A 19,173-nucleotide genomic window follows, 5' to 3' on the forward strand; every position below is an offset into this window, starting at 1 on the left:
ATAATACTTATCCGCAGGAAACGGTTTACGAATCCGGAAAGTGGCATATCTATAGCGCCACGGATGATAAGCCATCCGTAGATGATGAAAGCGATAGTGATTCCAATTGAAACGAAGGGTGTAATTGTAACAATTGCTTTTGAGGAAACATCCGTGACATATGTTTTTGTTATCTGATCAATTTTATTGAAAAGTTGCGTGAAAACTGTAAAGTTCATGGAATTCCTCTTTAACGAATTTTCAACTTTTTATATGATTTTTAAGCATTTTTCGTTGAACTTTTTAAGGATAAAATGAAACTTCGTAGACCTTTTCGATCTATGAGAGAGAATTGAGTATTACGCATTAACGTTTTCTTTTTACGAGCATACAGGGAAATAATATACAAAATGTTATTATAAAAGCTTTACCTAATAAATCTTATGGTAGGCATTTTCGTGTTTTTACTATTCAAAATTTTTATGTTATGCTTATCTTTCTGTTGTTTGATAAGTGTATGTTCAGCATTGCGTAAATGTGTAACCATTTGTAGTTTTGCTGTTTCATTTTGTAGCATAGCAAGCATTCCAATTATATGTGCTTGTAACTCGGCAATACTTTTTAGATCTTTTGTTGTCGTGATTTCTTTTAATAGTTCTTCAATTTGCTGAAAACGATTGTTTGCTTCTTGAAAAGTTTTTAAACTTACGGCTTTATCAGTGATGGCTGCATATTGGATGCGCTTGTTGATAAAACTGCTAGATTCATGGATAGTGACAGGAATTTCTTCTTCTTTTAAAATATTTTCAAGTGATTTAGATAGAGCAGAAGGTTTATTTCTATTGTAGAGATTCTCTGGATTTTTGAGAAAAAAGCTACTGTGATCTGTTTGTACATTTTTAAGTTTTTTAGTATTGAATTTTTGGCTTCCCGTTATAGACTCGTGTATCTTTTTTACTTCCTCAAGGTGTTTTTTTAGCATATCGAGAAGTTGGGCATCAGATGGCGCTTTCTTTTGCTGTGGAGTTTTTTTAGACTTTGATCTATTTGAAGATGATTTCCCAAAAAAATTGGGCCACGTCGTTGGGACTGATGCTCCCAAATCCGCCGCTCCAGCGCCCCAAACCCAAGCCATCGCTGGGTTTGAAATCCCTAAAGTTATTACAACTACTACTGAAATGACCTTTTTTTTCATGTTTCCCTCCTGTCATTTTTTGCGTGCTGTAAGAAAATTGGCAACCATATTGCTGGATCATCACCAACTTCTGCGATAATGCTTTCGGCTAACTCTGCGTTATCAGGTGTACCTGATAACACCAAGAGCTCGTCACTAAAGTCGTGTTCGATGGCTTTTCCATCGCGTGTCAGGTGGAATTTACCAAGATTCAGTTCTGCAAGCGCAGATTGATCACCTTGCTTAATGAGGAATTGGCGACTAAACTCACCAAGTCCTTTAACGAGTTCAAATTCGGCATCTGTTAGTTTAAAGCCTTTTGTATAATCTTCATAATTTGCTTTGGGATTGGCTAGAAAAATGTAAGTTGCACACTGTTGAATGAGTGTTTTGGCAATATTACTTTCCAAGGCATCGCTAGGCTCTTGTGTTGCATAAACAAAAATACCATTTTGTTTACGGATAGTCTTTTGTTTATTTTTCGCTAAATCTTCAAAGTACGGATCTTGCAAAGGCTTCCAAAACTCGTCAAAGATATACATAAATCGCTGTCCGCTAATCATGCCTTCTGTGCGGTAAAGCAAATACATCATCACTGGAGTGCGAGTTTCAAAATTATCTAAGAACTCCGTGATATCAAAGCCGTAAATTTGATGTGTTGAGAGATCAAGAGCATCATGGGGATTATCAAACAACCACCCATAATCACCACCTTCACACCATTTTAGTAAGCGAGCATGAACAGATGGGTGAGCATTATAATCACTTAAACGTGGATTTGGTAAAAATTGTACTAGAAAGGACAAACGACGGAGTGATTGGTCAATGTTACTGCTCATAACAGACATAACCGCTTTGTTAATTTCTTCCTCGTCGTGATGCGTGACCTCACCACCAGCTTCTGCCAATTTTTTAACAAATTGTTTCAGAAAAATAAGATTTTCTTGTGTGGGTGGGAGTTGGAAAGGATTGAAACCACTTTTTCTGCCTGGCTTGAATGTTAAATATTTTCCACCCATCGCTCGAATGGCAATTTCCATGCCACGATCTTTATCAAAAACAACAGTTGTCGGCTTAAATTTTTGTGCTTGTGCTAACAAAAAGCCGAGTAACACGGTTTTACCCGAACCAGATTGTCCGATAAGCGCGGTATTACCAAGTAAACGTTTATCTGTCGAGTCCTCTTCAAGTTTGGAGGCATGAAAGTTGAAATAAAGCGGTGTTTTACTGGTTGTTTTAAGAATTGTGACGGCTGGACCCCATGGGTTACCAGTGGGTTTTCCTGACATAAAATTATGAAAAGATGAAAATGATAAAAAGTTCAATGATGTAATCGGAGCAGGACGCGGTCTCCATTTCCAATTGCCAGGAAGTTGTGCCCAATAGCCAGCCTCTATTGCTAAGTCTACAGGTTTGGGCAGTACCGCAACGTCTAGTAATGCTGCACTTGCTTTGGCCATATGGTCGCGAACTTGTTGAATTGTATCACCATAGATCGTCAATGTGCAGTGATGTTCTCCCATGACAAAATGCCCACTGATAAGCTGGTTTAGTGCTTCGTCAATTTGTTCAATTTGGCTCGTTGCCACATCTCGTGCATCAATCAGATTACGCTGATGCCGTTGTAAATAATCTTTAGCAGCATGTCGGGAGAGAACTGAAAAGCTCTGCGTCAATACGAACTCGAAGTCACTTTCCAACAAAACATTCAATTGTCCTGGTTTGGTTGTTGCATCATATTCTTTAATTTCCAGCATTCCAAATCGACGCATTCCACTGGTTGTTCGCAGTTCACCAAGAGCGCCCCATTTTGAGAAAAAAGGTCGATTGACAGACATATAGTCAGCAAAACGGTCATGGCAAATTGGCATAGGGCGATATTCACCATTGACAAGCATTCCAAGGAATTCAAGTGCAGAAGAATAAGCATGCCCATTTTTTTCATAAGCACCAAGAAGTTCTGCACCGTAACGGTTTAAAGATTGACCTAAAGTACGATTGATGTCATTGAGTTCTTTTATACATGTGTCTTGTCGCATCTTTTTTTGATCAAGCGTTTCACGTTCATGCTTAGAAAAGAACGACATAATTTTATCCGCTATCGGTTGAAAAATGACAGTCAGATATAAATCATTGACCATCAAATTATAACCAGTAAAGCTTTGTCGATATTTTTCATCAAGCTGATAGCAAAACATTTGATCAAATGTTGAATCAGGATATTCATAAACACGGCGGCGCACAATATGTGCCCAAAATGATAAATTGGCCGATGCAAGCCCCCGTAGAGTATTGTTAAGCTCTTTTATCCATTGAAAAATATCTTCTTCTGAAGCGCTTTGATGCGAACGCCCGTCAATTTTCCAAATTGACAAATATTCCGCATTTTTAGTAGAAATAATCGTATCTGTAATATGATGTGAATAAGGCAGAAACAGGCTTACAGGTGCCTCTGATGCAAGGCGTTTGCTGCTTTCAACAGCTGTCATGTTTATCTCCTTTTACTATAATCAGAGGGACTATAACTTGATGCGCCCCAAAAACTTTTGTTGCGATTGCGAAATTTAGTATCGATCCATAACCACCAGATACGAAACGCCTTATCATCGTTTTTAGTAATTTGCACCATAATAAACCATAATGGAGGTGCTATAATCCACAAAAAGATACTTACTGTCATAGCAATAACAGCAACCCCCATAACCATAATGATAAATGGCATCATGGGGACACCCCATATCGTTGGAACACGTGTTGCTCCCTTGAATAGGGGGAATTCTTTTTTTTCTTGCGATTTCATGAAATGTTCTCGTCACTGGAGGTGAAATAATATGTGGCTGATATAAAAAGCTGCACCAGCAATAATGACACTGAATGCCCATCGCATAAATGTAGCTTTTGCGATAATGCGAAATATATAAATAAGCAAAAGTAATAAAAGCATGATAGCAGCAACGATAGGAATAATTATACTTAATCCATATTGCATCCCTATGAAAACATCTAGACTCTTTGTTTCCGTCTGAGCATATGCAGATTGAGTTATTAATAACATAATAAAAGTTATAAAAATATCACTAATCTTACATATTTTTGATTGAAGTGTATTTAACTGTTTCATATCTTTTATCCCCTTTTAATTAAAGTTGCTATAAATAATATTCCTTTTTTCGTAGTGTGAGCGATATTATTACTGGTAAAAATCTATAATCAACGAACATTAAAAACATTACGTATTATACTAATTTATGCTTGACCTGTAAATAGCAATTTAGCAAGTTGGGTTGCCGAGCCAGCAATGACAACGCCGATTGCCCACCGTACAAACGTATCTTTTCCTATGTAGCGGCCTGCGTAACCAATTGCTAAGCACAAAAGTATCACGGCAGCAGCAACAGGAATAATGTGATTAATAAGATCTGTTTTTAGAGCACTTAAAGCTTTTTCAGCAGGAGCTAATTTTGCATTTGCATATGCAGACTGTGTTATAAAAAATGCAATTATAGCTGCAGAAATTACTATGATTCTGTTGTTATTTTGTGTTTGGACATTAATTAAGTTTCGCATATCTTACTTTCATGAATATTTTATATTTTTTAAAATAAACAAATTACTATCTTTATATATTACAATTAGAAAATATAAACTCTTAATTTAAAAACATTATGGATTATATCAGTTCATTAGTTACCTGTAAATAACAGTGTAGAAAGCTGTGTTGCTGAGCCAGCGATGACAACGCCGATCGCCCATCGTACAAACGTATCTTTTCCAATGTAGCGCCCTGCATAAGCAATTGCTAAACACAAAAGTATAACAGCAGCGGCGAGAGGGATAATCGTTTTTAAGTCATTTTGGAGTGCATCTAACGCCTTTTTTGCAGGATCTAATTTTACATTTGCATATGCAGGATTCATTATAAAAAAGGCACTTAGAGCTGCAGAAATTACGATAATTTTGTTATTATTTTTTAATTTGAGATTAATTAATTTTTTCATATTTTACTCTTATCAATACTTTGTATATTCTGAATATAAACGAAATATCACATAATATGTTTAAATTTATCAAACATAAACTCTCACATTATAAACATTATGTATTATAAAGACTCACACCTGCCCCTTGAATAACAGGCTCGCAAGTTGGGTTGCTGAGCCAGCGACGACAACGCCAATCGCCCACCGTACAAATGTATCTTTTCCGATGTAGCGTCCAGCATAACCAATTGCTAAGCATAAAAGAATAACGGCAGCAGCAACAGGAATAATATTAGTAGTAAGATCTGTTTGCAGAGTTTTTAAAGCATCTTCAGCTTTTAGTTTTGCATACGCAGGATGTACTATAAAAAATACACTTATAGCCAAAGAAATTGCTGTGATTCTGTTGTTATTTTTTAATCGGAAATCAATTAATTTTTTCATATTTTACTCTTAATTAATGCTCTTATTAATACTTTGTATTTATTATTATAAAATATATGAGATTCTCATATGTGTATAATAATTAGATATAAAACCTTATGATAAAAATATTATGCGTTATATAGACTTACGCTTGCCCCTTGAATAACAGGCTCGCAAGTTGGGTTGCTGAGCCAGCGATGACAACGCCAATCGCCCAGCGTACAAATGTATCCTTTTCTATGTAGCGGCCTGCGTAACCAATTGCTAAGCATAAAAGTATAACAGCAGCAGCGACAGGAATAATATTAGCATTAAGATCTTTTTGGAGTTCTTCTAAAGCTGTTTTTGCAGGAGCTAAACCTTGTACTTGGGCCCATACGGGATGTGTTATAAAAAATACAGTTATAGCCGTAGAAAGTGTAATAATTTTGTTATTGTTCTTTGATTGGAAACTAATTAATTTTCGCATATTTCTCTCATTAAGACTTTAAATAACATTTTGTATTATAGTTGTCATCTTTAATTTTAACTAACTGCACCTTTGAATAACAGTTGAGCAAGCTGGGTTGCTGAGCCAGCGATGACAACGCCGATTGCCCATCGTATAAATGTATCCTTTTCGATGTAACGCCCTGCATAGAGAATGGCTAGGCATAAAAGTATAACAGCAGCAGCAACAGGAATAATATTAGTAGTAAGATCTGTTTGTAGAGCTGTTAAAGCTTTGTTTGCAGGTTCTATTGCTGCACATGCAGGATTTCTCATAAAAAATATAGTTACAGCAGCAGAAATTGCTGCAACTTTGTTGTTACTTTTTGGCTGGAGGTTAATTAATTTTCGCATATTTCTCTCATTAAGACTTTAAATAACATTTTGTATTATAGTTGTCATCTTTAATTTTAACTAACTGCACCTTTGAATAACAGTTGAGCAAGCTGGGTTGCTGAGCCAGCGATGACAACGCCGATTGCCCATCGTATAAATGTATCCTTTTCGATGTAACGCCCTGCATAGAGAATGGCTAGGCATAAAAGTATAACAGCAGCAGCAATAGGAATAATATTTTTAACAAGATCATCTTGCAAAGTGTCTAGAGCTTTTTTTGCATTTTTTAATTGCACTGCATATGCAGGATTGCTAATAAAAAGTACAGTTAAAGCAGCAGAAATTGTTATAATTTCATTATTATTTTTCTGGAAATTAGTTAATTTTCTCATATTTAGCTTCATTGATTTATCATAAATATTTTTTCTACGAAATAAGAAACAATTTCATTGATGTATAATGAAAGCATTGAAATCCAAAGTTTCTTTTACAAAAAATATTTCTTATTCCAAAAGATTTATCAGTTAGGTTTAAATAATAAACCAGCAAGTTCAGCTGCTGAACCCGCGATAACGACACCAATTGCCCACCGTACAAATGTGTCTTTTCCGATGTAGCGTCCTGCATAACCAATTGCTAAGCATAATAGTATAACAGCAGCAGCGAGAGGGATAAGCAACTTTAAGTCATCACGGAGTTTTTCTAAAGCACCTTTTGCAGTTGTTAATTGTTGAGCGTACACAGGATTGGACATGAAAAATACAGTTAAAGCTGCAGAGGTTTTAGTCGCTTTATTCCGAATTATTGTTTGAAGAACTTTTGATTGTTTCATATTGTTTATCTCAATTTAGATTTCGTTTTAGGATAAAAAGATATTTTACACAGCATGACTTTAATAGTCATTTTTATTACGCGCTTTTGAATAACATATTTGCAAGTTCAGCTGCTGAACCCGCGATAACGACTCCGATCCCCCATCTTACAAATGTATCTTTTCCGATGTAACGCCCTGCATAACCAATTGCTAAACATAAAAGTATAACGGCAGCAGCAATAGGGATAAGCGTTTTTAAGTCTGTTTGGAGTGCAGTTAAAGCGTTATTTGCAGGTTGTAGAACTACTGCTTGGGCTAAAACAGGATTGGACATGAAAAATACAGTTAAAGCTGCAAAGGTTTTAGTAGCTTTATTCCAAATTATTGTTTGAAGAGTTTTTAATTGTTTCATATTGTTTATTCCAATTTAGATTACAGTTGGTATAAATAAGTTCTTTTTTGATATAGTTTGTTATTTCACTAAATAAAAATACAGAAATCTAAGTTTCTTTTTATAATAGACACACTTAGTGTTTAATAAGATTTATCAGTTAGGTTTAAATAATAAACCAGCAAGTTCAGTTGCTGAACCAGCGATAACGACACCAATTGCCCATCGTACAAATGTATCTCTTCCGATATAGCGCCCTGCATAAGCAATTGCTAAGCACAAAAGTATCACGGCTGCAGCGATAGGAATAATTTCTTTCAAGTCTTTTTGGAGCGCGTTTAAAGCTGTATCTGCGTTTTTCAAACCTTGTGCTGCTTGAGCCCATACGGGATTGTTCATAAAAAATACAGTTAAAACTGCAGAGGTTGCTGTAATTTTGTTATTATCGTTCAATTGAAAATTGATTAATTTTTTCATATCGTTCAACCTTATAAAATTGTATTTGGCGCAAGTAGTTTTTCCATGAAATAGGGATAATTTCATTGAATTGATGTGGGATAAAAGTATTAAAGTCTAAAATTCTTTTTTCATGAAAGAAATACTTCGTGTTTAATGGATTTATCAGGTAGGCTTAAATAATAAATTTGCTAGTTCAGCTGCTGAACCCGCGATAACGACACCGATTGCCCACCGTACAAATGTGTCTTTTCCGATGTAGCGTCCTGCATAACCAATTGCTAAGCATAAAAGTATAACTGCAGCAGCGATAGGGATAATCGTTTTTAAATCTGTTTGGAGTCCCTCTAAAGCCTTTTTTGCAGGATCTAAACCCGCTGCTTGGGCATATGTGGAATTGGTCATAAAAAATACAGTTAAAGCTGCAGACAATGCAGCAATTTTATTACGAGCTGTTGTGTGAAGAATATTTAATTGTTTCATGTTCTTTATCCTGATTAAGATTAAAACTCCCACAAATGACCCCTCGTTCATGAAGAAACTTAAAGAGATATTTTGGATCAGCCCAAGTTCTTAGTTTTCCTCTTTGTGTAAGTAACGTATATTTATTTGGCTTTCCGGTGATTGGATCATCGGAAATAAACGTGAAATACCATTCCCTTTCTGAAAGCATCACGACTGTAATCTCACGTGCTGCTTTTTGACTAAATGCTATATCAACGCTGTTTTGTTCTATCATTTTCATTATCTTTGCCCTCAATTAGAAGAGATTTTGTTCAATCTTACTAATTAGAGCTTTAACATTTTCTTATCTACCTTTCATTATAATATCCTATCAAATTTCTGGAGTTTCGTGAAAATATCAGTCCTCACTCTGCGATCTTCTCGATGAAGAAAAATCTTCAGCTGAAAAAGCATCGCGGGCGCTACTTTCTTTATGTGTAAATGCATCTTCTTCTCCTTTTGAAGAGAGAGAAAGAGAATCTACTTTAGTTGTCTGTTCTGGTTCTTCTTTTTTAAGCTTTACAGGCTCCTGCAAGTCTTCATTTCCTCGTACAGCAGCTTTTACTCCAACATATGAAGTAATTTTTTGCATACGGGTGTGGCTTGAGTTTTCTGTATTGTAAAAATTCAGCACAGACTGCAAAGTCGCTTTTTCAAAGACGCACTTTGATGTTGTTTGTTCATAGCAGTAAGTTAAAGCGCTTTGTGCAGCTGTAAGATTTCTGCAAAAATCAAATGCATCAAAAAGAGAAAACAATTTCACATTTCCAACATCAATTTGCCCTAAAATTATGTTAAAATTATGTTTATTCTGTTTAAACTGTTCAGCTGTTGCGATTGTTTCCTTAAGCTGAGATGATTGATAGAACAAGTTATCTTTATCATCTGTTACATAGACATTGTCCCGCGCTTCTTGTTTGGCGATAACTGAAAATGCTATGGGGGGCGTATTGGATATGTATGCAGCAGCAAAAAATGTGAAATCTGGAACAATCATTAGCAATACACCTTATTACGAAGAATTTTATTAATAAAAATGCTAATTCTTTGTGGTGCTTTTTCTCGTTGTCTTTTGATTTTATAAATTTGCAGAATGAGATTGTTTAGCTTAGAATATTCCTTGTGATTATTGCTTTGTTCTCTTCTAAGAAGATTTCTAATATATGCGAATATCCAACCAACGAGATAAAAGTGTTGAATAAAACAGAGCACATTACGCCAACCAATATTATTGGAATCACGAAAAAAGGCGCTGCTTTTAAAAAATAATAATCTTTGATACTGTATTGAAGCTGCTTGTTTTATATAATTCTCTAGTTGCAAAAATCTTTTCAAAAAAAATTTATACGAAGTAAAAAGCCGTTGTGTGTAAGGGGAGGTTTTACTGTTATAATGAACTACACTATCATTATACAGAGAGGGCTTGTTCTTTGTTGCGTATTGCCATAATTTATAGAGTGACGATTTATATTTACTTTTGACTACTGATTCATGAGAGTCAGAGAGGTGTGATGGTGTTTGAGCACTGCATTTAGTAGTTCCAGTAATTGAACTGAAAAAAGATGCAGTGGTGGTAGTTGATATACCAATAAACAGTTCTTTGTGGCTCAAAGCACATCTCCGTCAAAGTGATATATGTATCGTAATTTTAATTTCGATAATAAATGGACAGAAATTGTCTATAATTGTGTTTAAAATATGGCAAAAAGAAATTCTTTTTTGCAAGGGGAGTAATTAAGGTGAATGATCTCAAGAATATGAATTTTGATGAGCTACAAGAGATGCGTACACAAATCGATGTGGAATTAAAAAAACGGCAAGCAAAGGAAAAGCAAAATGCGCGACGAAAAATTCTTGAAATTGCTAATGCCCATGGAATTGATATCGCTGATCTTGTGAGCAAAGAGCGCCATTATAGAAATCCCAATAACCAATGGGAATTATGGAATGGGCGTGGACGTAGACCTAAGTGGATTAAAGAGTGGTTGGAGAATGGGTATACACTTGATGAACTCGAAGTAACGTAACACGTGTGCGATATTTACAAGATAAGGGAATACTAAGGAATGTAAATGCAAGAAGTATGCTCTTTTGGGTAATTTGATTGTATAAACATACTGAACAAATATATTAAAGTATTGAGTTACCAAATACAACAATAGGGAGCGTGAACAATTTATTTAAATGCAAAAGGTCTTGTTGTCATAATCTGGCAAGCATAATGATGATGCTAGGTTGAAATATTGTAATTGCTTTTGGCATTTGAGAGAGGGGGGTATTTTACTTCTTTTTATCGTTTCATTAACGTTGCTCTTTTTAGTCTATGTAAATAAAGAGTTTTATTGATTATTTACAAAAATGGTCGAAATGAGAATAATTTATTGCATAGGGATTTTAACTCAATATGTAAAATGATAATTTTATCAATTAATATGTTAATAAATTAGCATACTTATATTTTTGAAATACTGTTCTGTAGAACAAGCCTGATGTTATAGATTTTGTTTGGTCTTTTTTCTGTAAGATTATATATGAGGCATTTACTTTATTTATCGTTCGTTTAGTTGAGATGAGTGAGTGTGTAGAAAAATGGAAAATTTCTATGGCTGTTATGGGTTTTATAGAATTTATGACATATTTCTGAGCGTTTGTGATTAAAATTCATTTATGAGCGTTTATGAATAATGAATAAAGAGTGTATTTGAAAATAAAAGGATTGGATCATTTCTATTGCGGTTTATCTTCTTTTATGGTGTGAAATAGGGGGGGATGCAGGTTTACAATTGTGTGTGATGGTATAGAGTGCGGAACACTTTGTTATATATCGGAATATTTTTTCTAAAATTGTGTGGTATTCCACAATAAGTTAAAGAGTTTGTCTGAGAAGCAGAATGCCCCAAACGGAATACATTTATGTTTCCAATTTACGCGCTTTTTTAAAAGAGAATTTTTCAATGCAACTAAGCTTATTTTATGGCGCTTCTCATGAATAGTATAACGTAAAAGCCCCTATGATCATATAAAATTCATTGTACACCACCATTTTTACTTCAATAAAAAGTATAAGCCGGCGTCCTTATACACTTTACTCGCCTCCAATATTGCTAAAGTCCTTAGTTCTTGAGAGAGGGAGGCTTTTGTCGCTTTGTTTAATTGTTTTATTTATACGACACTTTCGCTTGTGATGTGCAAGCGAATGATTTTGATTGCTTCAACATGAGAGAGATTTGAAATAAGGGTATTTTATGATCTTTAGATTTCTCACTCAATATGAGAACAATGAACTTATTATTATAAATAAAAGTGTTGTGTGCTAAAAAGTCTTGTTTATTTTATTATGCCGTGAAATGGCTTCTTTTAAGGTGTGGTGATATAAAGCAACAACCTCTTTGAGATATTAAACGTTTTTTTCAGTGCGTAGTGAATACTCTCATAATGTAGCTTGCTTGTCGAGTTTTATGTTAAGTGAAATATGGGAGGAGGAAGTCAAGAAAAAATTACTCGACAGGAATCCGGTTTGTAAACAGATTGGATGAGATAGGAATTTTTTGTTCTTTGAAGGAGGAAGGGAAAGGTTGTAAAATAGTATGAATTTTTTCTTAAAGTGGGAAGCCGTGTAGAAGACGTGGGGCATTTGGAGAGAGTCCGGCAGCTTCTTGAATGAAGTATTTTTTTATTTTTGGTGCTTGATTAATGATTCCAAGTCCGGTACCGCGGAGCATCCGTAAAAGAAGGCTATCATTAGAAAAGAGTTTATTAAGCCAATCATTGCTTAAAGCCATACGGACAATTTCAAAACGTCTCCAGCTTTGATAGCGCTCTAAAGCCGTGAGGGAGCCAATGTCAAGACCTAGTCGTGCTGTTTCAATAATCACTTCAGCCAGCGCAGCGCTATCGCGTAATCCTAAATTGAGTCCTTGTCCTGCAATGGGGTGGATGGTATGGGCGGCATCGCCAACGAGAGCAAAACGTGGTTTAACGCATTGACGTGTTAAAGAAAGACTCAAAGGAAAAGCTTGACGTTCGCCATCCCAAGAGAGTTTGCCTAATCGATGGCCAATGCGTCTTTCGAGTTCTGTTTCAAAAATAAGTGCATCAGCTTTGAGATAATATTGCGCAGTTTTATGATCTTCATTCCACACAATGGCGGATCGGTTGCCTTTGAGAGGGAGAAGAGCAAAAGGACCGGCAGGTAAAAAATGTTGAATTGCTTGACCATTATGGGTTTTTTCATGTTCAACTGTGCAGATGATTGCTGTTTGTTTATAGGGATGAGAAAAGTTTTTAAGATCTGCTTTTTGGCGTAATTTCGAATGGGCTCCGTCAGCTGCAATAAGCAATTTTGTTTGCCAAACCTCTTCATTATTTAAAGTGACGGTTGTATGTTGGTCTTCTTGATGAAAATCAATGACACGGGTGTTTGTAATAACAGGGATATTGAGATCTTTGACACGTTTTTTTAAAGTGTTGATGAGTTCTCTATGCTCTACCATAGCAGCAAAGGGCTCGCCGAGATTAATGTCGCCTTCAAAGGTTAAAAGAGTGGGTTTGACAGGATCATTTGTGCTTGTATCTGTGATGATCATTGAATGAATGGGTTGCGCATAGGGTTTTATAGATTCCCAACATTGTAATTGTTTTAACATACGAATAGAAGCAGCAGCAAGGGCAATGGTTCGTATGTTAGAAGCAGGGGTATCTCCTTGTGGAGCAGCATCAACGATTTTTATTTTCAGATTAGGGGCTGTTTGCTTGAGTGCTATCGCTAGGGTTAAACCGACAGCTGCCCCCCCTGCAATGAGCAGATCACATTGTTTAGTTTTATGAGATTTAATTTTTTTATTGGGTTGTACGTTTTTATTGCGATTAGAACACACAATACTTCTTCCATTGTTTATAGTTTGCTTTCTTTTAAAAAGAATATCTTTTTACATTGCTTAAAATATCTTAACCTTTACTTTTCTCTCTGCTTCACAAAAACGAGGTTTCTTTTTAGCGCCAATCTGATGACAGATTGGTTTTTCAGAGTTTTTCTGCTTAATCATTTATGTGATTCATCTTACAGATTTATCGGATAAGCTTTTTTAAATATCTTCTCCAATTCTTTTTACACTTGGTTGATAAAAAAGAAAACTAAAAATAAACAAAGATGGTCGTGTATTTTTTAAGTTGTGTGAGTTACTTCAGTATGCTTGTCCTGAAGGGGGCCATTTCGTTAGTATGATAGATAAAAATAGATAAAAAATTGTGGTCATTCGTGATGGTTAAAACAGTATTCATATTTCGCCGTTATCATGATGTAGCGTAAAAAATATTATTTGTTTAAGAAGGTGCCTATAGCACCCATGTAACACTTTACACATAAGGTGTTTTTTGGTTGATCGTGTGATAAATATTCAGGGAGAGCTTTTTGTGCGCCTTATGAAGGATTATCTCTTAGGGTGGTGGTATATGAATGATATGAAGTGGTTAGAAGGTAGAACGCGCTAGATAAGAAGTCGGATTGTTTACAGGCTATTTGTTTACAAATTGGTACAGAGTTTAAGCTTCATCCTTTTTTAAGAGAGAGAGGGAGTTATAACTCTTTAAAATATAAAATTTTTGTATTTGGAATTGATAGATGCACCGAAGTTCTTCTCCTTATGATTCATTAGAAGTGCGAAATTCTCAAGGTTCGCGTCTTATTGAGATGTTTTTACGTCAGATAGGAGTATTTATTGGGCTCGGGCTTTTGGGCTTTATTATTTTTTGTGTGTTTGCTTTGGCGACGTGGAATGTTGCGGATCCATCTTTAACCCATGCAAGTACAAATGAGGTTACAAACCTTATGGGGTGGATGGGGGCAATTTTTTCAGATTTTATTATGCAGTTTTTTGGCTTGGCAAGTCTTTCTGTTTTGTTGCCACCGTTATTTTGGTCTTTTCTCTTGTTGGCGCAAAAGAATATCTACAATTTGACTTTGCGCTTTTTTTTATGGGTGCTATCAACGATTTGTTTTTTAATTGCTTTTGCCCTTATGTCACCTGTTGCTTCTTTTACTTATTGGCCATTGCCAATGGGATTGGGAGGGGTTTTAGGAGATAAAGTTTTAAGTGTTGCTTCTTCAGTCTTTCCTCTTTTTCTTTCTCCTCCTTACACGGTGTTTTTCAGTGTTGTTTTTATTCTTTTAGGTTTTTTCACCGCTGCTTTTGCTGGTAATGTGATATGGCGGCGTCGAACAAAGAAAAGAAAAGAAAAAAGCATTCCAAAAGACGAAATCGTTAATCCAGTCTTTGAGTTGGAAGAAGATACGGAATATGCCGCAGAGGAGGATCGTGAAAATCATGGTTTTTTTGCGACAACTTGTGGCGCTCTTTTGCATCTTTTTTATTTTTTACAAGCGCGTTTTTTTCGTTTATTCTGTTTCAAAAGGCGTTTTCAGAGTAAAGGGCAAGGAAAGCCATTTGATCGGATTGAGCCAACTTTTTTAGGTGAAAAAGTAAAGTGTGAGGAAAATCAAAATAAAGCCTATGTTTCTCCTGTTAAAAATCGAAAGTCTTTAACAGCTTCTTCAAAGGGTGGTTTTGTTCTTCCTCTTGTAGATTATCTTTCGGTTCCACCACCGTCTGTTAAGGATGCAAAACTTTCTCCTGCTGTTTTAAGAGCAAATTCTCAGGAGCTTGAAGGGGTTTTGTTAGATTTTGGGGTCAAAGGCAAAATTATAGATGCTTGTCCTGGACCGGTGGTAACTTTGTATGAATTTGAACCGGCTGCAGGCATTAAGTCTTCCCGTATCATTGGTTTGGCAGATGATATTGCACGCTCGATGCGTGCGATTTCGGCGCGTGTTGCGGTGGTTCCAGGACGTAATGTTATTGGAATAGAATTGCCCAATGCAAAGCGTGAGATGGTTTATTTACGAGAAATGTTGCAGGCGCAAGAATTTATTGACAGCAAAGCAAAGCTAGGACTTGCTTTGGGTAAGACAATCGGGGGGGAAGCTGTTGTTGCAGATTTAGCAAAAATGCCCCATCTTTTGGTTGCTGGTACAACAGGATCGGGAAAGTCTGTTGCTATCAATACAATGATTTTATCATTGCTTTATCGTATGACACCTGAACAATGTCGTCTCATTATGGTGGACCCGAAAATGCTTGAGCTTTCGGTTTATGATGGCATTCCCCATTTATTAACACCCGTGGTGACAGATCCTAAAAAAGCCGTGATTGCTTTAAAGTGGGCTGTTCGTGAAATGGAAGAACGCTATAGTAAAATGTCAAAACTAGGCGTTCGTAATATTGATGGGTTTAATGCACGTCTTAGGGAAGCTGCAAGTCAGGGAGAGACAATGGTGCGGACAATTCAAGTTGGATTTGATCGCGAGACTGGTGAGCCTCTTTATGAAACGGAAACACTTGATTTTAGTCCTATGCCCTATATTGTTGTCATTATTGATGAAATGGCTGATTTGATGATGGTTGCTGGTAAAGATATTGAAGGAGCGGTTCAACGTTTAGCACAAATGGCACGTGCTGCCGGTATCCATGTAATTATGGCGACACAGCGTCCTTCTGTCGATGTTATTACTGGGACGATCAAAGCCAATTTTCCTACACGTATTTCTTTTTCTGTGAGTTCAAAAATTGATAGCCGAACAATTTTAGGCGAACAGGGGGCCGAGCAATTATTGGGACAAGGAGATATGCTCTTTATGATGGGAGGAGGACGTATTCAGCGTGTGCATGGGCCTTTTGTTGCGGATGATGAAGTGGAGCAGGTTGTTGCGCATCTCAAAGCGCAAGCACGACCGGATTATTTAGAAACAATTACGCAAGAAGTTGAAGAGGATGGTGCTGATGTTTCTTTGTCTTCTCCTTCAGAAGATGATCCCTATAGTCAAGCTGTTGCTATTGTGCTTCGTGATCGTAAGGCTTCGACCTCTTATATTCAACGCCGTTTAGGCATTGGTTATAACCGCGCTGCGACATTGATTGAGAGGATGGAAGAAGAAGGTATTATTAGTCCAGCAAATCACGCAGGGAAACGAGAAATTTTAGTGCCTGCTGAAGAAGAGCGCTTTTGAAAAATCTTTATAGTTGTTTTTTATAATACCTTGTAAAACAAGTGTTTATCCTATTGTATCGTAGAAAGTCTGCATTTTCATATACCAGCTCTCAATTTGCGATAGCTCTTTGGTACTTGAGACTCCTTATAAGGGGATTCTTTATCTTATATAACTTTTATCCATACACCAACCTTGTTTGTAACGTGCAAGCAAATGATTTGAATTGATTCAATATGAGAGAGTATGTGATGAGAGAATCTTATTGTCTTTGGCGTTATGATTTAAGTTAAAAAGATAAATTATTATAAATCAATATCTTGGTATAAAATAATGTTATTGCGAGTATAGGGGTGTAAAAGCATGTAAGACTTGATATTTTAGTGTCTTTTTAAGTGCGTTCTAAATATTTAGGGCAAGGCTGATCTGTCGAGTCTTAATATAAATGAATTATATGGGGTGGGAAGCTAAGTGAAATTTGCTAAACTCCAAACTGTTTACAGAGTGGTTCGGATGAAGATTTTTATTCTTTTGGGTGGGAAGGAAGTCAAAAAAGCATTTTTGACACTTAAAAGAGCTTTCAGGTTCGCGAGTAATATGTTTAGTCCTTAATCCATTATGTATTGACTATAATTTATGTTGCTTCATAGATTAGGGGTGGGAAAGAATATATTATGCGTTTAGAAAATCAGCAGAAAAGCAGGAAAATTTGATGATTTCGGAAACTTAAACGCAGACTGGTTATTTGGAAACGATACCGCAAGAAATAAAAAAGGATGTTTCTTTAGTTTTTTCTTTAGCAGATGATTCCTATTGTCAAGCTGTTGCTATTATGCTTCGTGATCGTAAGGCTTCAACTTCTTATATTCAATGTTGTTTAGGCATTGGTTATAATCGTGCCGCCACATTGATCGAAAGGATGGAAGAAGAAGGCACCATTAGTCCAGCTAATGATATGGGTAAGCGAAAAGTTTTGGAGACTGTCGAAGAAGAATACTTTTAAAAATCTTTTGATATTTTTTTCAAACAATATCTTTATCTTATAAAGAAGGGTATTTATTCGTCGTTGATCACTTAAGTTATGAATTATAAAGTCAATTAAGTATTGCTTGGGAGCATTTTTTATGAAAACGTCTTTTTTACTGCAAAGAAGAGTCTTTGGGTTGGTGGGAATTATTATCTTTTGGTGTTTAACTGTTCCTGCTTTTTCGCAAGCCTCTAATAAAGTGGCAAAGGCGCAGAATGTTGTGAACCATTTTGCGGCAATCAAAACAATGACAGGTGATTTTATTCAATTTAGTCCAAAGGGAAAGATGTCTCAAGGAACGTTTTATCTAGAGCGTCCAGGGAAAATTCGTTTTATTTACAAGAAAATGCCTTTACAGATTATTGCAGATGGTCAATTTGTGGGCATTAACAATCGGGCTTTGAATACTTGGAACTTTTCACAACTTTCGCAAACGCCAATGAAATTTCTGTTGGATGATAAAATTGATGTATCTTCTGGGCGCTTGTTCGCATTTCGCGAAGATCCAGGGGCCGTGACGATTGTTCTGCGTGATCAGACGATTGGGGCAGGGCAAATAAGGATGGTTTTTGATTCTAAAGGCTCTGCTTTGCGACAGTGGACAATTGTTGACCAACAAAATTTGGAAACTACTGTGCAGATTATGAATGTGCGGACAGACGTCCGGTTCGCTAATGGGATGTTCACACTTCCTTCGAAGAAATGAAGAAAGAGTGTTACGTCATTGGGATTAAAACAAATGTTCTTTCGTATTGCGACTTGGAATATTAATTCTATTCGTTTGCGTCTTGCACAGGTTTTTCAGTATTTGGAACTCTTTTCCGCAGATGTTTTGTGTCTACAGGAAACAAAATGTCCAGATGCTTTATTTCCAGTGGAGGCTTTTGAAGCAGCGGGTTATAAGCATATCGCATTGAGTGGACAAAAATCTTATAACGGGGTGGCTATTGTTTCTCGTTTGCCTTTTAAAAAGGTAGAAAAGCGTTTTTTTTGCCAAAACCAAGATTGCCGTTATATCTCAGTTATTGTGGAAGCCCATGGGAGAAGCTTGCGGATTCATAATTTTTATGTTCCTGCTGGGGGAGATATCCCTGATGCTGATGTGAATGAAAAGTTTCGTCATAAGCTTGATTTTTTAGAAGAAATGTCTTCCATTCGTGCGGATCAAGGCGATGGTCTTTCTTCTCTTTTGGTGGGAGATTTAAATATTGCTCCTTTGGCAGAGGATGTTTGGTCTCATCAGCAATTGTTGAAGGTTGTAAGCCATACTCCCATTGAAACCGAGCGTTTACAGGATTTGTGTTGTCAAGGTGGATGGGTTGATCTGATGCGGTTGCATATTCCTGTTCCTACCAAGCTTTACACATGGTGGAGTTATCGTGCTCGCGATTGGGCATTTACCGATTATGGGCGGCGGCTTGATCATATTTGGTCTTCTCAAGATTTAGCTCCTTTTGTTGTAGATCTTTCGATTTTTCGTGATGCGCGCGGATGGGAACGTCCTTCAGATCATATTCCTGTGCAAACTGTATTTGATTTTTCACGTCAAGTTTGAA

Annotated in this window: 22 protein-coding genes and 2 pseudogenes; 5 read left to right on the forward strand and 19 right to left on the reverse strand. The window is 36.3% G+C overall.

What is annotated here, in order from left to right:
• From ACFINL_RS02425 to ACFINL_RS02510, 18 genes and pseudogenes are all read right to left on the reverse strand, one after another.
• Positions 1–218, reverse strand: a pseudogene (locus ACFINL_RS02425) (trwi protein); the annotation flags it as partial.
• 188 nt (positions 219–406) lie between these two features.
• Positions 407–1,174, reverse strand: a complete 768-nt coding sequence (locus ACFINL_RS02430) for a type IV secretion system protein (RefSeq protein WP_375649692.1) — start codon at positions 1,172–1,174, stop codon at positions 407–409.
• Positions 1,171–3,642 (reverse strand): VirB4 family type IV secretion/conjugal transfer ATPase, encoded by a 2,472-nt coding sequence (locus ACFINL_RS02435; RefSeq protein ID WP_375612563.1) that lies wholly within the window; start codon positions 3,640–3,642, stop codon positions 1,171–1,173. The genes ACFINL_RS02430 and ACFINL_RS02435 overlap by 4 nt, the downstream gene beginning before the upstream one ends.
• Positions 3,643–3,644: 2 nt before the next feature.
• Complete coding sequence (locus ACFINL_RS02440) at positions 3,645–3,953, reverse strand: type IV secretion system protein VirB3 (RefSeq protein ID WP_375610334.1); 309 nt, start codon at positions 3,951–3,953, stop codon at positions 3,645–3,647.
• A 12-nt stretch (positions 3,954–3,965) separates the two neighbouring features.
• On the reverse strand, positions 3,966–4,274 hold the full coding sequence (locus ACFINL_RS02445; protein ID WP_375649698.1) for a conjugal transfer protein: 309 nt from the start codon (positions 4,272–4,274) through the stop codon (positions 3,966–3,968).
• A 125-nt stretch (positions 4,275–4,399) separates the two neighbouring features.
• On the reverse strand, positions 4,400–4,720 hold the full coding sequence (gene trwL / locus ACFINL_RS02450) for a VirB2 family type IV secretion system major pilin TrwL (protein WP_375649704.1): 321 nt from the start codon (positions 4,718–4,720) through the stop codon (positions 4,400–4,402).
• A gap of 116 nt (positions 4,721–4,836) precedes the next feature.
• Entirely contained in the window at positions 4,837–5,151 is a 315-nt protein-coding gene (gene trwL / locus ACFINL_RS02455) for a VirB2 family type IV secretion system major pilin TrwL (protein WP_375615003.1), read from the reverse strand.
• Positions 5,152–5,265: 114 nt separating this feature from the next.
• Positions 5,266–5,577, reverse strand: coding sequence for a VirB2 family type IV secretion system major pilin TrwL (trwL, locus tag ACFINL_RS02460; protein ID WP_375615004.1), 312 nt, complete (start codon positions 5,575–5,577; stop codon positions 5,266–5,268).
• Between the two features lie 127 nt (positions 5,578–5,704).
• Positions 5,705–6,028, reverse strand: a complete 324-nt coding sequence (gene trwL / locus ACFINL_RS02465) for a VirB2 family type IV secretion system major pilin TrwL (RefSeq protein WP_375612569.1) — start codon at positions 6,026–6,028, stop codon at positions 5,705–5,707.
• Positions 6,029–6,084: 56 nt separating this feature from the next.
• Entirely contained in the window at positions 6,085–6,402 is a 318-nt protein-coding gene (gene trwL, locus ACFINL_RS02470) for a VirB2 family type IV secretion system major pilin TrwL (RefSeq protein WP_375649709.1), read from the reverse strand.
• A 56-nt stretch (positions 6,403–6,458) separates the two neighbouring features.
• Positions 6,459–6,776: a VirB2 family type IV secretion system major pilin TrwL gene (gene trwL, locus ACFINL_RS02475; RefSeq protein WP_375612572.1), complete on the reverse strand. Its 318-nt coding sequence runs from the start codon at positions 6,774–6,776 to the stop codon at positions 6,459–6,461.
• Between the two features lie 128 nt (positions 6,777–6,904).
• Positions 6,905–7,216, reverse strand: a complete 312-nt coding sequence (gene trwL, locus ACFINL_RS02480; RefSeq protein WP_375615007.1) for a VirB2 family type IV secretion system major pilin TrwL — start codon at positions 7,214–7,216, stop codon at positions 6,905–6,907.
• A 76-nt stretch (positions 7,217–7,292) separates the two neighbouring features.
• Complete coding sequence (trwL, locus tag ACFINL_RS02485) at positions 7,293–7,610, reverse strand: VirB2 family type IV secretion system major pilin TrwL (protein ID WP_375615008.1); 318 nt, start codon at positions 7,608–7,610, stop codon at positions 7,293–7,295.
• A gap of 135 nt (positions 7,611–7,745) precedes the next feature.
• The gene (gene trwL, locus ACFINL_RS02490) at positions 7,746–8,066 is read right to left on the reverse strand and encodes a VirB2 family type IV secretion system major pilin TrwL (RefSeq protein WP_375649716.1); all 321 of its coding nucleotides are present in this window, start codon (positions 8,064–8,066) and stop codon (positions 7,746–7,748) included.
• 144 nt (positions 8,067–8,210) lie between these two features.
• A complete protein-coding gene (gene trwL / locus ACFINL_RS02495) occupies positions 8,211–8,528 on the reverse strand; it encodes a VirB2 family type IV secretion system major pilin TrwL (protein WP_375611702.1) in 318 nt (105 codons plus the stop codon).
• The gene (gene korA, locus ACFINL_RS02500; RefSeq protein ID WP_015857010.1) at positions 8,491–8,790 is read right to left on the reverse strand and encodes a KorA family transcriptional regulator; all 300 of its coding nucleotides are present in this window, start codon (positions 8,788–8,790) and stop codon (positions 8,491–8,493) included. The genes trwL (ACFINL_RS02495) and korA overlap by 38 nt, the downstream gene beginning before the upstream one ends.
• A 117-nt stretch (positions 8,791–8,907) precedes the next feature.
• On the reverse strand, positions 8,908–9,546 hold the full coding sequence (locus ACFINL_RS02505; RefSeq protein ID WP_375649724.1) for a TrwN protein: 639 nt from the start codon (positions 9,544–9,546) through the stop codon (positions 8,908–8,910).
• A complete protein-coding gene (locus tag ACFINL_RS02510) occupies positions 9,546–10,160 on the reverse strand; it encodes a hypothetical protein (RefSeq protein ID WP_375649731.1) in 615 nt (204 codons plus the stop codon). Before ACFINL_RS02510 ends, ACFINL_RS02505 begins: the two co-directional genes overlap by 1 nt.
• A gap of 128 nt (positions 10,161–10,288) precedes the next feature.
• Between ACFINL_RS02510 and ACFINL_RS02515 the strand changes: the two genes are divergently transcribed.
• Positions 10,289–10,576 carry an H-NS family nucleoid-associated regulatory protein gene (locus ACFINL_RS02515; RefSeq protein WP_015857007.1) on the forward strand — a complete coding sequence of 96 codons (288 nt, stop codon included), beginning with the start codon at positions 10,289–10,291 and terminating at the stop codon, positions 10,574–10,576.
• Positions 10,577–12,148: 1,572 nt separating this feature from the next.
• Here ACFINL_RS02515 and ACFINL_RS02520 read toward each other — a convergent pair.
• Positions 12,149–13,426, reverse strand: coding sequence for a ubiquinone biosynthesis hydroxylase (locus ACFINL_RS02520; RefSeq protein ID WP_375649738.1), 1,278 nt, complete (start codon positions 13,424–13,426; stop codon positions 12,149–12,151).
• A 743-nt stretch (positions 13,427–14,169) separates the two neighbouring features.
• Between ACFINL_RS02520 and ACFINL_RS02525 the strand changes: the two genes are divergently transcribed.
• The 4 genes and pseudogenes from ACFINL_RS02525 (at position 14,170) to ACFINL_RS02540 (ending at position 19,172) form a co-directional block, all read left to right on the forward strand.
• Positions 14,170–16,611, forward strand: coding sequence for a DNA translocase FtsK 4TM domain-containing protein (locus ACFINL_RS02525; protein WP_375649746.1), 2,442 nt, complete (start codon positions 14,170–14,172; stop codon positions 16,609–16,611).
• 721 nt (positions 16,612–17,332) lie between these two features.
• Positions 17,333–17,593: pseudogene (locus tag ACFINL_RS02530) on the forward strand (DNA translocase FtsK); the annotation flags it as partial.
• A 121-nt stretch (positions 17,594–17,714) separates the two neighbouring features.
• The gene (locus tag ACFINL_RS02535) at positions 17,715–18,323 is read left to right on the forward strand and encodes an outer membrane lipoprotein carrier protein LolA (RefSeq protein ID WP_375649754.1); all 609 of its coding nucleotides are present in this window, start codon (positions 17,715–17,717) and stop codon (positions 18,321–18,323) included.
• 33 nt (positions 18,324–18,356) lie between these two features.
• Positions 18,357–19,172 (forward strand): exodeoxyribonuclease III, encoded by an 816-nt coding sequence (locus ACFINL_RS02540; protein ID WP_375649762.1) that lies wholly within the window; start codon positions 18,357–18,359, stop codon positions 19,170–19,172.
• Position 19,173 lies beyond the last annotated feature (1 nt).

Source organism: Bartonella sp. AA78NXGY (genome assembly GCF_042197005.1).
GTDB lineage: Bacteria > Pseudomonadota > Alphaproteobacteria > Rhizobiales > Rhizobiaceae > Bartonella.

Bases quoted from the DNA above. Each gene is read 5' to 3' on its own strand.
- ACFINL_RS02430 (WP_375649692.1), bottom strand. From the start codon at position 1,174: ATGAAAAAAAAGGTCATTTCAGTAGTAGTTGTAATAACTTTAGGGATT.
- ACFINL_RS02435 (WP_375612563.1), bottom strand. From the start codon at position 3,642: ATGACAGCTGTTGAAAGCAGCAAACGCCTTGCATCAGAGGCACCTGTA.
- ACFINL_RS02440 (WP_375610334.1), bottom strand. From the start codon at position 3,953: ATGAAATCGCAAGAAAAAAAAGAATTCCCCCTATTCAAGGGAGCAACA.
- ACFINL_RS02445 (WP_375649698.1), bottom strand. From the start codon at position 4,274: ATGAAACAGTTAAATACACTTCAATCAAAAATATGTAAGATTAGTGAT.
- trwL (WP_375649704.1), bottom strand. From the start codon at position 4,720: ATGCGAAACTTAATTAATGTCCAAACACAAAATAACAACAGAATCATA.
- trwL (WP_375615003.1), bottom strand. From the start codon at position 5,151: ATGAAAAAATTAATTAATCTCAAATTAAAAAATAATAACAAAATTATC.
- trwL (WP_375615004.1), bottom strand. From the start codon at position 5,577: ATGAAAAAATTAATTGATTTCCGATTAAAAAATAACAACAGAATCACA.
- trwL (WP_375612569.1), bottom strand. From the start codon at position 6,028: ATGCGAAAATTAATTAGTTTCCAATCAAAGAACAATAACAAAATTATT.
- trwL (WP_375649709.1), bottom strand. From the start codon at position 6,402: ATGCGAAAATTAATTAACCTCCAGCCAAAAAGTAACAACAAAGTTGCA.
- trwL (WP_375612572.1), bottom strand. From the start codon at position 6,776: ATGAGAAAATTAACTAATTTCCAGAAAAATAATAATGAAATTATAACA.
- trwL (WP_375615007.1), bottom strand. From the start codon at position 7,216: ATGAAACAATCAAAAGTTCTTCAAACAATAATTCGGAATAAAGCGACT.
- trwL (WP_375615008.1), bottom strand. From the start codon at position 7,610: ATGAAACAATTAAAAACTCTTCAAACAATAATTTGGAATAAAGCTACT.
- trwL (WP_375649716.1), bottom strand. From the start codon at position 8,066: ATGAAAAAATTAATCAATTTTCAATTGAACGATAATAACAAAATTACA.
- trwL (WP_375611702.1), bottom strand. From the start codon at position 8,528: ATGAAACAATTAAATATTCTTCACACAACAGCTCGTAATAAAATTGCT.
- korA (WP_015857010.1), bottom strand. From the start codon at position 8,790: ATGAAAATGATAGAACAAAACAGCGTTGATATAGCATTTAGTCAAAAA.
- ACFINL_RS02505 (WP_375649724.1), bottom strand. From the start codon at position 9,546: ATGATTGTTCCAGATTTCACATTTTTTGCTGCTGCATACATATCCAAT.
- ACFINL_RS02525 (WP_375649746.1), top strand. From the start codon at position 14,170: ATGCACCGAAGTTCTTCTCCTTATGATTCATTAGAAGTGCGAAATTCT.
- ACFINL_RS02535 (WP_375649754.1), top strand. From the start codon at position 17,715: ATGAAAACGTCTTTTTTACTGCAAAGAAGAGTCTTTGGGTTGGTGGGA.
- ACFINL_RS02540 (WP_375649762.1), top strand. From the start codon at position 18,357: ATGTTCTTTCGTATTGCGACTTGGAATATTAATTCTATTCGTTTGCGT.